Source organism: Caulobacter sp. BK020 (assembly GCF_004342605.1).
Classification (GTDB): Bacteria; Pseudomonadota; Alphaproteobacteria; order Caulobacterales; family Caulobacteraceae; genus Caulobacter.
Genome location: NZ_SLZL01000003.1, coordinates 120,951 through 134,776, shown reverse-complemented (window position 1 = coordinate 134,776; position 13,826 = coordinate 120,951). Strand labels below are relative to the sequence as shown.

Annotated in this window: 8 protein-coding genes; 4 read left to right on the top strand and 4 right to left on the bottom strand. The window is 68.2% G+C overall.

The genetic code is table 11. The features are described from left to right. Nucleotides 1-63: 63 nt before the first annotated feature. The 4 genes from EV278_RS04700 to EV278_RS04685 form a co-directional block, all read right to left on the bottom strand. Complete coding sequence (locus EV278_RS04700) at nucleotides 64-2,166, bottom strand: beta-galactosidase (RefSeq protein WP_132087253.1); 2,103 nt, start codon at nucleotides 2,164-2,166, stop codon at nucleotides 64-66. Nucleotides 2,167-2,244: 78 nt separating this feature from the next. Beyond that, on the bottom strand, nucleotides 2,245-5,046 hold the full coding sequence (locus EV278_RS04695) for a TonB-dependent receptor (protein WP_243692080.1): 2,802 nt from the start codon (nucleotides 5,044-5,046) through the stop codon (nucleotides 2,245-2,247). A gap of 478 nt (nucleotides 5,047-5,524) precedes the next feature. Then, complete coding sequence (locus tag EV278_RS04690) at nucleotides 5,525-7,294, bottom strand: phospholipase C, phosphocholine-specific (protein WP_207905438.1); 1,770 nt, start codon at nucleotides 7,292-7,294, stop codon at nucleotides 5,525-5,527. Nucleotides 7,295-7,355: 61 nt separating this feature from the next. Further along, nucleotides 7,356-10,124: a TonB-dependent receptor gene (locus tag EV278_RS04685; RefSeq protein WP_132087250.1), complete on the bottom strand. Its 2,769-nt coding sequence runs from the start codon at nucleotides 10,122-10,124 to the stop codon at nucleotides 7,356-7,358. Nucleotides 10,125-10,348: 224 nt separating this feature from the next. On the opposite strand from EV278_RS04685, the gene EV278_RS04680 reads away from it, so the two are divergent. The 4 genes from EV278_RS04680 (at nucleotide 10,349) to EV278_RS04665 (ending at nucleotide 13,812) form a co-directional block, all read left to right on the top strand. Beyond that, nucleotides 10,349-11,104 carry a DeoR/GlpR family DNA-binding transcription regulator gene (locus EV278_RS04680; RefSeq protein WP_132087248.1) on the top strand — a complete coding sequence of 252 codons (756 nt, stop codon included), beginning with the start codon at nucleotides 10,349-10,351 and terminating at the stop codon, nucleotides 11,102-11,104. A 155-nt stretch (nucleotides 11,105-11,259) separates the two neighbouring features. Beyond that, entirely contained in the window at nucleotides 11,260-11,952 is a 693-nt protein-coding gene (locus EV278_RS04675) for an ABC transporter ATP-binding protein (protein ID WP_243692095.1), read from the top strand. Further along, nucleotides 11,949-13,502 carry a hypothetical protein gene (locus tag EV278_RS04670; protein ID WP_132087243.1) on the top strand — a complete coding sequence of 518 codons (1,554 nt, stop codon included), beginning with the start codon at nucleotides 11,949-11,951 and terminating at the stop codon, nucleotides 13,500-13,502. Before EV278_RS04675 ends, EV278_RS04670 begins: the two co-directional genes overlap by 4 nt. A gap of 91 nt (nucleotides 13,503-13,593) precedes the next feature. Then, a complete protein-coding gene (locus tag EV278_RS04665; RefSeq protein WP_132087240.1) occupies nucleotides 13,594-13,812 on the top strand; it encodes a hypothetical protein in 219 nt (72 codons plus the stop codon). Nucleotides 13,813-13,826 lie beyond the last annotated feature (14 nt).

Below are 13,826 nucleotides of genomic sequence, written 5' to 3'. Positions count from 1 at the left end.
TAGGCCTACGAGTAGAAAACCTCGTCCTGAGCTTGTCGAAGGACGAGGTTTTCGGCTCCGGAGCTAGGGGTTCGACTCGCCCCCTTCGATGATCGCCACGCCCCAGGGCGCGAGGTCGAGGGGCTGGCCGGCCTCGACCTTGCGCCCGGACAGCAGCTCGGTCCCCGCCCCGGCCCCGCCCGCCAGGCGCTGCGGCGCGGCCGAATAGTTCAGCACGTAGCGCACCGCCCGGCCGTTCGACAGCTGGCCGCCGCGCACGATGAGCGGGAACCTCGCCTGCGGAAGCTCGACGCCGGCCCGCCGGGCCTCGCCGGCCAGGATCTTCTCGATCGCCGCGTCGGTGGGCATGAAGCCGACATAGGCCACCTCGCCCTTGCCGTAGGCGTTGCGGGTCATGGCCGCATAGGCCGGCCAGGACGGGTGCTTGTAGCGGGCGACGACGGTGGCGGTGGTGGGGGTCAGGAACTCCATCCACCAGCGGGCGATGTTGTCCTTGTCGCCGACGGCGAAAGGGTCGCCGTCCAGGGACACGCCCTCGGGCCTGGTGAACTGCTCGTAGCGGACGCCCGCCGCCTCGGCGATCCGGCCGGGTTGGGCGGCGTAGCGCACCTTGGTGTTCTCGTCCGAAAAGCCGCTCTTGAAGGTGTAGACCAGATGGCCGCCGGCCTTGGCGTAGGCGTTCAGCCGATCGATCTCGGCGTCGCTGGCGGCGTAGAGCGCCGGGACAACGATCATCTGGTAGTCGGACAGCGGCGTCTTGGAGGTCGGCGACAGGATATCGACCTCGACGTTCATCCGATAGAGCGCGTCGTAATAGGGGCGCATCACGTCGTTGTAGCCGATGTCGGAGCTGATCTTGAACGAGTCGAAGGCGCTGAGCGCGGTGTTGCTGACATAGAGCGCGACGCGGTTGCGCTTCTTCAGATTGACCAGTTTCGGCCCCAGGCGCTTGAGGTCGGCGCCGATCGTCTTGGCCTCTTCGTAGACGGCGTTGGGCTGGTAGTCCTGCGACAGCACCCCGCGCCAGTAGGTCTCGACGGCGTTGGCGGTGCTGGCCCAGTGCCAGTATTCGACCATGTTGGCGCCGGAGGCCAGGTGGCTGAAGGCCTGCAGCCGCAGTTGTCCGGGATAGGGCGTCCACTCCGGGAAGCCCTGGGCCTGGGTCTCCAGCACCAGATAGTTCTGGCCGTCGCGCAGGGACCGGGTCAGGTCGCCGCCGAACGCGATCTCCGCGCCCGTCAGCTTGTCCTGGCTGGGGTGGTAGATGTCGATCCCGGCGACATCCAGAGCCTGGGCCGCTTCCCAGTGGTTCACCTCGGGCTGGACGCCGAACGAATGGCCGCGCCAGCTCAGGTCGAAGTTCTGGGTGATGAACTGGCCGGGCCGGGCGTGGGCCCGCACCAGACCGGCCTGCCAGGCCAGGAAGTCGGTGACCAGGCCGCGCTGGAACCGCGCGAAGGCGTTGGACAGGCTGGCGTTGATCGAGCCGTTGGCCGACGGGAAGTCCTCCCAGCGGTTGATGCGGTTGCTCCAGTAGTCCAGGCCATAGGCCTTGTTCAGCGCGTCCAGGTCGGGCCAGCGGCGCTTCATGTCGGCGACGAAGGCGGCCTGAACGTTGGGGCCGCTGGTGTCGTAGGCCTTGGTCTCGTTGTCGACCTGGTAGCCGATGACCGCCGGGTGGTCCTTCACATGGTCGACCAGGGCGACGATCACCCGCTCGGCGGCACGGCGGTAGTCGGGATCGGTGATGTCCATGTTCTGGCGGCGGCCGTACTCGGCGCGGCCGCGCGGCGTCACGACCAGGACGTTAGGGTGCTCGCGCGCCAGCCAGGTGGGGACGGCGTAGGTGGGCGTGCCGACGATCACCTTGATGCCGTGACGCTGCATGGCCGCCAGGGTGCGGTCGACATGGCTGAAGTCGAAGACGCCGGGCTGCGGCTCCAGCGTGCCCCAGGTGGACTCGGCGATGCGGACGACGGTGATCCCCGCCGCCTGCATCATCCGCGCGTCCTCCTCGACCCGGTCGGTCGGGGTGTATTCGTCGTAGTAGGCGACGCCGTAGAGGATGGTGTTCGGAAGGTCCGCCGCCGCCGCGATCCGTCCGCCGCCCAGGGCGAGCAGCAGGACCAGCGCCAGGGCCCGCAGGCGTCGATCCAACTTGGGCATCCCGGCCTCCGGGTATTTCATTGAACTTCAAAAAGAGCCGAACCGGCCAGCGGCGCCGCCGCTGGCCGGTTCCTCGCATCATTCGCCGAAGCGGAAGCGCAGGCCCAGACCGTAATAGCGGCCTTCGTAGCGGACATCGACCGGATAGGTCCGATCCGGCTGGTAGTTGTTGTAGTTCTCGAACGGCTTGGCCAGCAGGTTCGAGACATCGGCGCTGATGGTCAGGTGCTTGGAGATGTCGTAGCTCAGCGACGCGTCCAGGCGGGAGGTCGCCTTGACGCCAACGCCGGTATACAGCGAGCCGTCGGTGTTCTGGCGATAGTAGCTGACCCAGGGCGAACGGTGGTTGTAGGAGAGCCGCCCGGTCAGACCGTTGCGCTCGTAGAAGACGGCGGCGTTGTAGGTCCACTTGGACAGACCCTCGATGCGGACGAACGGTCCGCCTCCGCCCAGCGCGGCGGGCTGTCGCTTCTTGCCGTCGATATAGGTGACGTTCCCCTGGACGCCGAAGCCCTTGAACGCCTCCGGCAGGAAGTCCAGAAAGGTCTGGCCGCTGATCTCGAAGCCCTTGATCTTGCCGGCGCCGGAATTCTCCGGGCGGCTGATCTCGATCAGGCCGTAGACCGGATCCTGGACCCGCCGGGTGTAGTTGCTCGTGAAGCCGAACAGGTCACGATAGAAACCCGCGATCGTGATGCTGCCGGTGCTCGAGAAATAATATTCGGCGCTGGCGTCGTAGTTGTTGGACGTCAGCGGCAGGAGGTCGGGGTTACCGCCAGAGCCGTAGGCGTTCGGCGCCGGCGGCGAATTCGGATCGACGGGCTGCGTGGGATCCTTCACGACCTGGGTGACGTTCAGGGCCGGGTTCAGCGCGCCGAAATCGACGCGGGTGCGCGTCTGGGTGTAGCCCAGGCGCAGCTGAAGCTTGTCGACCGGCCGGATCCGCAGGCTGACGTTCGGCAGAACGTCGGTGTAGTTCTGCTTGATCGTCCGCGGGATCAGGCTGGTGGAGCCGTTGACGGAGATCCGCGAGGTGCCGGAGAACTCGCCCAGGGTCTGGACGACCCGGACGCCCACGACGCCGTCGATGGCGACCGAGCCCACGTCGAAGGCGTATTTCGCCTGTGCGTATTCGGCGTAGCTCTGCTCCGTGGCGCTGAAGGCGCCGCCCTGGTTCAGTGGCACGTCTGGGCTGCTGAACGCCTTCAACGCGTCCTTGTAACCCTGATCGTTGGGGTTCAGCGTCACGAGCTGCTGCAGGGCTGCGACGGAGCGTTGCTGCAGGCCCGCGAAGTTCCCTGCGATTCCGTCGCGTGTCGGCATCAGGTACTGGGTGAAGCCCTGCGAGTTTCCGCGGAACGGGTCCTCGACCATCTGCAGCTGGCCAACGGGAAGGCCGGCCAGCGGGAGCTTGAGCGGAAGCACCCAGGCGTAACGGTCACCCTGGATCAGCGAGGCGTCCCGGTCGGTGAAGCGCAGGCCGAACTTGATTTCCGGCAGCCAGGAAGCGCCCGTGTCGAACTTGGCGTCGCCTCGCCACTGCACGCCGCTGCCCTTGGCGATGTAGTGCCGCTCGTAATAGCCGCGCCAGTAGTAGTTGGCTGGATTGGCGGCGTCGAAGCCCGTGAGGTCGAAGGCCGCGCCGTCCTTTTCATTGAACTTCACGACGACGGTCGGCGCGGTGGTGAAGGCGCTGTCCAGGCTCCAGTTGCGGGCCTCGTACTCGCTGTCCTCATAGGCCAAGTCGGTGGACAGGGTCAGGCGATCGCCACGCCAGATCGCGCCGACTGCGCCCTGGTAGGTGTTGGTGTGGTCGGCGCCGGTCGAGCGATAGGCCTGGGGCGCGACGCCGCCGGTCTTGGTGAACCCCGCCGCCTGGTCAGGCTTGCCTGGAACCAGCGTGACGTTGGTCAGCGTCGGATCCACCTGCACGGTCGAATCCCAATCACGCAGGTTGACGTCCAGGTTGTCGGTCGCCTGCCGGCCGCGATAGCCCTGGTAGATGCCGTCCAGATAGACCTCGAGCTTGTCGTTCGGCCGCCATTGCAGGGCGATGTTCCCGGAGGGCCGGAAGCGCTTGCCGCCGTCGTTGTAGAGGCCGACGGAGTGCGGATAGTAGAAACTGTTGCCCGCGCTCGCCGGCGAGACGCTGGAGGCGGGGCTGACCTGGCGGATCCACTGGTTGTTGTAGCGCACGCCGTTGCGATACTGCGACTGGGCGTAGGTGGCGTTGGCCAGGACGCCGATCTCGCCGATCGGCGTGTCCCAACGATCCGAAACCAGGATGTTGCCGTTCGGGTCGTACTTCTTGGTCTGATCGTTGTAGGTGCCGCGCACGCCGCCGCCGACGAACCAGTCCTTGAAATCGAACGGGCGTCGCGTGCGGACATTGATCAGGCCGGCCAGGCCCGGCTCGACGATGTCGGCGGTGCCCGACTTGTAGACCTCGATCCCCGCCAGCGCCTGGGCCGGGAAGTCCTGCAGCTGCACGCGGCGCAGCTCGGCGGTGAAGATCTCGCGGCCGTTATAGGTGGTGGCGACGTCCGGCAGGCCGCGGATCAGCACGCGGTTGGCCTCGTCGCTGAAGCGCTCGACCTGCACGCCGGTGATGCGGGCCAGGGTCTCGGCGGCGGTGTTGTCGGGCAGCTTGCCGATGTCCTCGGCGACGACGGCGTCGAGAATGGCGTCGGAATTGCGCTTGATCGTTTGCGCCGACCGCAGGCTTTCCCGCAGGCCGGTCACGACGACTTCGTCGACGGCCGAGGCCTCCACCGCCGGTTTGTCCGTTGATTTCTGGCTGGCTGGCGCTGTCTGGGCCGCGGCGGGCATGGCCAAAAGCGCCAACGGCGCGACCGACAGCATGAAAGCGAGACGTTTCATCGTTCCCCCTAGTGATAAGGCCCGAGGTATTTTCCTCGTGGCCACCAATTGTCTGACCAAACCTGCCTGCGTCGCTTCTGATCGTCAACAAGTTTGTAATATTAATGCCACGAGGCAACCCAGCTGGAATTTTCGGTACGCTTCCCGTCCCCGGCGCCAGGCCGCCAATGCCCGTGCGGGCCAGTGATTTCGGGCACATTGCCTTCCATGTCGGGGCATTGATTTCGGCGCCCCGGGCGCCGATGGACCGCTCGCGCGGTGGTCGGCCCAGGCGACCATATACTCGGACAAAATTAGAACGTTTGAGGGCGGTCGCGTGGCGAATCCATCGCGGTCGACCCATCTGGGTTACGTGTTCCACGCCACTCGGAAAGCCTGAGCTGGAACGTCGGGAGACCGTCGCCCCAGCGGCGCATGGGCGGTGGCGGGCAGGTCCCGGTTTCCGGGGCTTGGTCAACCGCGCCGCGGCGGCGGCGGTTCAAACCGCGGCGCGGCCGCCTCGGAACGCGCGATAGAAGCCGGCTGGACCATGGACGGTGAAGCCCTGCCCCCCGGTGGATCGCCCCGTCGTCCAGACGCCCGACAGGCTCTTGCCGGCCTCGACCGTGTAATAGCGAGGGCCGCTGTCGTCGCCGTCGCGATAGACCGTGAACACCGCGCCAGCCTCGCCCCGGTTGAGGAACCGTAGGGTCAGCTGGTTGTCGGTCCAGTGCGCCAGGACCTCCAGGTCATAGGGCAGCGGCCGGGCGGGCCGGACGCCGGGCTCCTGGCGCGGCATGGCCGGCGGCTGGGCGTAGGTGGCCTTGGGCAGGCGGCAGCTGGCGTCGCTGCGCGCCTTGTAGTCGCCGGTGTCGGGCAATTGTCGCAGCCAGCGGGTGTCGCGCCGCTGGGCCTCGGAAATGTCGAAGTCGAAGGCCGAGGTCAGGTCGCCGCACACCGCCCGCCGCCAGGGGCCGATGTTGGGCTCGGCCACGCCGAACCGCCGCTCCAGAAAGCGCAGCACCGAGGTGTGGTCGAAGACCTGCGAATTGACCCAGCCGCCGCGCGTCCAGGGCGAGACGATCAGCATCGGCACCCGAAAGCCCAGGCCGACCGGTTCGCCATGATAGTCCTCGCCGCGCAGGTCGACCGTGCTGGCGCCCAGCTCGGGCCGGATCGCCGGGATCGGCGGCGGGACGTGGTCGAAGAAGCCGTCGTTCTCGTCATAGTTCAGGATGAAGACGGTCTTTTTCCAGACCTCGGGATGGGCGCCCAGGGCTGCGACCAGCCGGGCGGTCAGGGTCTCGCCATAGGCCGGCGGCGCGTCGGGGTGCTCGCACAGCTTGAACGGCGCGACGATCCACGACACGGCCGGCAGGGTGTCGGCCGCCACGTCGGCGGCGAAGGCGTCGATCAGGTGCTGGCCCGTGGTCTCCGGCACGTTCTCCTTGGTCGATCCCGCCACCCAGGCCCGGGCGCGCTGGTAGGCCGCGGAGCCGCGATCCAGGTTGCGGTACATCGGGAAGTAGGCCAGCGGATTATCGCTGTAGTTGTCGTACTCCTGGTAGACCTTCCAGCTGATCCCCGCCGCTTCCAGGCGCGCGGCGTAGGGCGTCCAGGCGTAGCCCGGGAAGGCCGGGTCGTCCTTGGCCATGTCGGCGCAGCCGTTGTCGTCGGAGCCTTCGTTGGAGACGGCCGAGATCGTGACCTGACCGACGCTGAGCCCGTTGGTCCCCGAGAACAGGAACAGGCGGTTGGGTCCCGTCGGCCCATGCACCGAAGCGTGGTAGGCGTCGCAGATCGTGAAGGCGTCGGCCAGGGCGTAGTAGTAGGGAATGTCCTCGCGCGTCAGGTAGCCCATGCTCATCGGGCCCTTCTCGGGCATCCAGACGTCGTAGTTCTTCCAGCGGTCGTGGCTGCCCTTCCAGCTGTGGTCGAGGCCCGACAGGCATTGGGCGGCGGTGGCGCCGGTGTTCAGGCGGAACGGCATGACCGTCTCGCCGCCGTCCTGGTCCAGCTGCTTCTGCATCCACACCGGGTCACCGTTCGGCTTGAGCGCCGGGTGCGGATCGTCGAAGCCGCGCACGCCGCGCAGGGCGCCGAAATAGTGGTCGAACGAGCGGTTCTCCTGCATCAGGATGACCACGTGCTCGACGTCCTGGATCGAACCCCGCCCGGACGATGTCGCCCGGGCGGGGCCGCTGGCCACCGTCGCGCCCAACGCCGCACCCGAAGCGGTCTTCATGAAACGGCGTCGGGTGAAGGGCATGGAACGCTCCGGTTGGGCCGCTTCGCTAGGGGGAGCACGAAGCGGCCGGGCGAGGAAGGGATCAGAAGCTATAGGCCGCTGATATGAAGGCGTTGCGACCGGACGAGACCAGTTGCGGGATCGTGCCGCTGTCGCGGCCGACCGTCCGGTAGTAGCCGTAGTCGTTGAGCAGGTTCGAGGCCGACAGGGTCAGCTTCAGCCCGCTGTGGAACTGGTAGGCCACGCTGGCGTCCACGCTGCGGGTGGCGCGTTGCCACTCGTTGAGATCCGCGCCGCCGTAGTCGCCGAACCGGTAGCTGACAAGGGTCGGCCCGCCGTAGCGGTAGGACAGGGTCGCGGTCAGGCCGTCGCGATCGTAGAACAGCGAGGCGTTGTAGAGCAGGTCCGGCGAGCCCTGCATCCGCATGCCGCTGTCGGTGTCGGGGTCCTTCAGGTCGACCTTCGAGCGCTGCAGGGTCAGGTTGCCGCTGACGCCCAGGCAGCCCAGCCAGCCTTGCAGTTCGGCGAACTGGCGGCGGGCGGACACCTCGAGACCGTAGACCCGCGCGTCGCCGCCGTTCTCGGGCCGGCTGATCGACGAAATCCCCGTCTGGGCCACGGCCTGGGCGCGGTACGTGTTGCCGCGGTCATAGAGGTAGTTGGACAGGTCCTTCAGGAACAGGCCCACCATGACCTGGGTCCCGCTGGCGCCGGCGTGTTCGTACGAGACGTCGTAATTGACCGCCGAGATCGCCTTCAGGTTCGGATTGCCCTCGGTGATGTCGATCGAGCCGTCAGGGTTGAGCGAGGTGGTGCGACCGCCGGCCAGCTGGAAGAAGGCCGGCCGCACATAGCTGCGCCAGACCGAGACCCGCACCACCGTCTCGGCGTCGGGACGGTAGTTGGCGTGCACGCTGGGCAGCACGAAGTCGTACGTCGTCTGGTTGGACGCGAAGGCCGAGGCGCCGGGGCTGTCGTCCGGATTGGTGATCTGGTTCCAGAACGTGTCGTGGATGTCGGTGTGCTCGTAGCGCAGGCCCGGCTGCACCTCGACGACGCCCAGCTTCAGGTTGGCCAGCACGTAGACGGAAGAGACCTTTTCCGTGCCTGACAGGCTGTTCTTGTTGAAGTCGTCGGCCGACAAGGCCTGGGCCTTGGCCAGGCCAGCCATCAGGTCGGTCAGGGCCGCGCCGTCGCCGATCGGCAGGGCGTAGGGATAGACGCCCTTGATGGTCTGGCCCAGAGTCCTGTCGATCAGCGGGCTGTCGGCCAGGGTCGAGCCGGCCGGATAGGGATTGAGCCCGCTGTAGTCGCGCGAGCTGGTCTGCCGGCGGCTCTCGACATATTTCGCGCCGAACGCCACGTCGCGCAGCACGTCGCGATCGAAATCGTAGTGGAAGTCGAGCTTGCCGCCGGTCTTGCGCTGCTCGCTGTGGGAACTGGTGAACTCGCCGCTGTCCTCGCCGACCAGGAACAGGCGGCTGTCGTTCAGCCGCGCCAGCTGTGCCGGCGTCAGCTGTGGAATGGGATAGCGGTCGCGATAGGTCACCGTGAACGGGCCGTTGAGGTCGTTGTCGGCGCTGGTCTGGTAGGTGATCTCGGCGTGGTCGGGGGCCGAGTTCTCACCCCAGCTGTAGAAGGCGTTGTAGTCCACCGCCAGCCGGCCGAACTTCGACTGGCCGCCCAGCTGGAACGAGTCCAACTCCGAAACCTCCGGCGAGGTCTCGAACCAGTAGTGGTATTCGCCGTCGTCCTCGGCGTTCTGATACAGGCCGTCGGGCCGCAGCACCGCGGCCGAATAGCCGTCGGCCTGGATGCTCTTCTGGTAGACTTCCTGGTCGATGTTCGAGCGGGCGAAGCTGCCGCGGGCGTACAGCGTCGTGCGTTCGCCCTCCCAGTCCAGCGAGGCGATGGCGCCGTAGCGCGTCTGGCGGCCACGCGTGAACTGGGCGTTGAGGCTGGTCAGCAGCAGGTTGTCGCTCTTGTCCATGCCGACCGGGTTGCTGCCCTGCTCGCCGTCGGAAATGGCGTGCTCCCATTGGCCGGCCTGGTAGTCCTGCATGGTCGAGGCGAAGTTGCGCTTGCCGTAATAGGCCGTGGCGTAGATCCCGAACCGGTCGTCGGCGCCGAAACGGCGGGCCAGTTCGGCCTGGGCCAGGCCCGAACCGCCCTTGAGGCCATAGCGCAGCGGCAGCTGGGCCAGGCCGGCCTGGACATAGATCCGGGTCATCGGTGCCTTGAAGTCCAGCCCGGTCGGGGTGCGGAAGTCGATCGTGCCGCCGATGGCGTCGCCGTCCATGTCGGCGGTCGAGGTCTTGGACACCACGATCCGGTCCAGGCCGACCGGCGGCAGCAGACTCAACTCGATCTGGCGGCTGTAGGGCATGCCCTGGGCGGCGTTGACGCCGTTGAGCAGGTTGACGTTGTAGGCGCCGTTCAGGCCGCGCAGGCTGACGAACGAGCCCTCGCCTCGCCCCGCCGCGTCGATGCCGTGGTGATTGCCTTGCGACGGCGAACCCATGTTGTCGGTCGGGGAGACCGAGACGCCCGGCAGGCGGGCCAGGGCGTCGACCACGTTCTGGTCCGGATTGCGCTGGATCTGGTCGGCCGACAGCACATTGGTCGCGCCGATCGCCTCAACCTGCTGGGCGGCGCTGGCGTTGCGCTTGCCGTTGACGACCACCGCCGAGACATCGCCGCCGTCGTCGTTCAGGTCCGCCGCGTGCGCCGCTGGAGCCAGGGTCGCCAGGAGCAGGGCGCCGGCGGCGCTTCCGGCTAGCCAGCGGCCGCGCGAACGCCACGCGTGATCGGCGCGAGGGGCGTCGAGGCCGCCGAAGGTCGATCGGGTCATGGTGTCACCAGCTCAGGCGCGGCCCCCCAGCGGGTCCGTCTGTTCGGCGCCTTCCTTAGGGACCCTACGCGTCAGTTCTGCGACAATTTTGACTGAAAAATGCGTATATCGCGCTATATCCACATTTACACCTCATAATTTGTGGAATTTCGCGCAGCACCCGCAGCGACCTTGACGTCTTGCATGCAAGTCGGTCATTTCTCCGTCAGTTTCGGGGAGCCAGCATGACCAAGCGACGGGTTCGGCAACAGGCGATCATCGCCCGCGTCCAGGCGGCCGGCGCCTATGCCGTCCGCGACCTGGCCCAGGAGCTTCAGGTTTCCGAGGAGACCATCCGCCGCGAACTCAAGGTGCTGGAAGCGACCGGCGCGATCTCCAAGGGCCATGGCGCGGTCAGCCTGCCGCTGGGCGCGGTGGAAGGGCCGTTCGAGCTGCGGCTGCGCGAGAACGCCGAGGCCAAGCAGCGCATCGCCCGGGCCGCGGCCGGCCTGGTTCCCGAGGGCGGCATCGTCCATATCGACAGCGGCACCACCAGCTACTACGTCGCCAAGGCCCTGCGCCAGCACCGGTCCCTGACGGTGATCACCAATTCGTTGGCTGTGAGCGCCGAGCTGGGCGGCCGCAACGACAACCGGGTCTTCCTGTCCGGCGGCGAGCTCGACTACCAGTACAAGGCCTTCTTCGACCATCGCAGCTGCGACTACCTGGCCCAGTTCACCCCCACCCTGGCGGTGCTGTCGGTCGGGGCGATCAGTCGCGACCAGGGGCTGATGGACTTCCATTCGGGCGAGGCCGCCGCCAACAGGATCGTCTACGGCAAGGCCCGCACGGTGATCCTGGCCGCCGACGCCAGCAAGTTCGACCGCTACGGCCTGATCCGGACGGCGCACCTGACCGACGTCGACGTGCTGGTCACGGACCAGCCCCTGACGCCGGACTACGCAGAAGCCTTCACCCACGCGCGGATCGTAGTCGCCTGAGGACCAGCGACGAATTCTTCGCCCGCGCCGCTCCCGCTTGAAACCATCGCCGCAATCGCGTTCACATCCTCGCGCGCCACACGGGGAGACGCCGCGCTTTGACCGAAGCTCTGATCGTTCGCGGCCTCGACAAGACCTTCACCAAGCCGGCGGTCATGGACCTGGACCTGACCGTCCATGCTGGCGAACTCTACGCCCTGCTGGGGCCGAACGGCGCGGGCAAGACCACCACCTTGCGGATGGTCGCGGGCCTGACCCGGCCCGACAAGGGCGCGATCAGCATCTTCGGGATCGACGCCCTGGCCGACCCGGCGGCCGCCAAGGCGATCACCGCCTGGGCTCCGGACGAGGCCATGGTCTATGATCGGCTGACGCCGCTGGAATATCTGGAGTTCGTCGCCGGCCTCTGGAACGTCGAGCCCAAGGCCGCCAAGGCCCGGGCCGAGGACCTGCTGGCCAAGCTGGGCCTGGCGGCCGAGGCCCGCACCCGCTGCGAGGGCTTCTCGCGCGGCATGAAGCAGAAGGTGGCCCTGGCCGGGGCGCTGATCCACGATCCCCGCCTGCTGATCCTGGACGAGCCGCTGACCGGCCTGGACGCCGCCGCCGCCCGCCTGGTCAAGGACATGCTGCAGGAGCGCGTCGACGCCGGCGGCACGGTGATCCTGACCACCCACATCCTGGAGGTTGCCGAGCGGATGGCCGACCGTATCGGCATCATCGCCGGCGGCCGCCTGCTGGCCGAGGGCACGCTGGACGCCCTGCGCGGCCAGGCTGGCGAAGGCCGTGGAAACTCCAGCCTGGAGGACGTCTTCCTGCAACTGACCGCCCGCGGCGGAGACGCCGCGTGACCCTGGCCGCGCCCGGCTCCATCCCCTGGCTGCTGGCCCACGAGATGCGGCTGTACTGGCGCAACTTCCGCGCCGGCCGGGCCGGCAAGGGCGCGCGCGGCCTGGTCAGCCTTCTGGTCGTGGCGGCGATGCTGCTGACCGGCGGCGTGCTTGCGGCCCTGGGCCTGCACGACGTCCAGGTCCCGATCAATCCGATCTCGATCAGCCTGGCGGCCCTGGGCGGCGCCGTGATCTTCACCCTGATGCTGTCCCAGACCCTGAGCGCATCGAGCGAGGCGCTGTACGAGCGGGGCGACCTGGACCTGCTGTTCTCCTCGCCGATCGGGCCGGCCAAGGTGCTGTTCGTGCGCTCGCTGGGCGTGGCGGGCGGGGTGATCACCATCTTCCTGATCCTGGTGACGCCGCTGCTGCTGCCGTCGGTGATCTGGGGCCATCCGGGCTGGATCGGGGTGTTCGGCGTGCTGGGGTCCTTGGCCCTGGCTTCCACCGCCGTCGGCCTGCTGCTGGCCATGGCGCTGTTCGCCCTGATCGGTCCGCGCCGCACCCGCACCGTGGCCCAGGTGATGGCGGCGCTGGTCGGGGCCGCCTTCTTCCTGGTCAGCCAGACCCGCACCCTCCTGGGCGAGCAGAGGAGCAACAGCCTGTTCGCCGAGATCACCCGCCAGGCGCAGGAGGGGCGGCTGCATCCGGGCCCGGCCATGAGCCTGCCGCTGCGCGCCATGCTGGGCGAGCCCCTGCCGCTGCTGGCCCTGCTGGCGGGGTCGGCGGCGCTGTTCGCCGTGGCCGCCCTAACCCTGGGCCGACAGTTCTCCGACGCGGCGGCCGCCACCCAGGGCAAGACCACGGCGCGGCCGGCCCGGGCGACCCGCGGCCAGGCCCGCCGCGCCTTCGCCGCCGGCCCCTTCCTGGCCACCCTGCACAAGGAGCTGCTGCTGATCGCGCGCGACGCGGCCCTGTTGTCGCAGGTGCTGCTGCGGGTGCTGTACCTGGTCCCCACCGCCCTGTTGCTCAGCCGCAACGCCGCCCACGGGACCGGAGCGGCCCTGGCCGGCGGGGCCGGGGTGGTGGCCTTCCTGGCCGGACAGGTGGCCGGGAGCCTGGCCTGGATCACCCTGTCGGCCGAGGAGGCGCCCGACCTGCTGGCGGTGTCGCCGGCCAGGATCCGCACCCTGCGCCGCGCCAAGATCGCCGCCGCCCTGGTTCCGGTGGCCCTGTTCCTGGCCTTGCCGATCGCCGTCCTGACCTGGTTCGCGCCGGCGGCCGGCGCCTGGACAGCCCTGGGCGCCGCCCTGGCGGCCTGGAGCAGCGGCCTGATCAACATCTGGCACCAGCGGCCCGGCAAGCGCTCGGAGTTCAAGCGGCGCGGGGGCGCCTCGTGGATGGCCACGGTCGCCGAGATGCTGGTTTCGGCCCTGCTGGCCGGGGCGACCGGGATCGCCGTGGCGGGCTTCTGGACATGGGCCCTGATCCCGCTGGGCCTGGCGGGCGCCGCCCTGCTGAGTCTGCGGCGCAGCGACGCCCAGATCGCCCGGAACCTTCGGACACGGTAAAGCGCCGTTTAGGGTTTTACCCGATTTTCCTGATGGGACAGCGCCGGTAGGCTGCTTGTCGGGTCGGGGGACGTAGAGCTTGAGAGCACCTATGCCCGCCGTCCGCGCGACGTTCCGCTCCCGGAACCACCGGAACCACCGCAAGGAATCCAAGCCCCTGGTCGTGGCGATCAGCGTGTTGCAGCTGGGTCTTGTCGTCGTGGTCTGGCTGCTGGCCCTGGTTCCCGTGGCTCTGATGGCCCTGGTCGCCACGGTGGCCGCCGCCCTGAAGCCCGGGCCCGCCAAGGCGCCGGCGCCGGTCGATTCCTGAAGCGTTCACTGCTT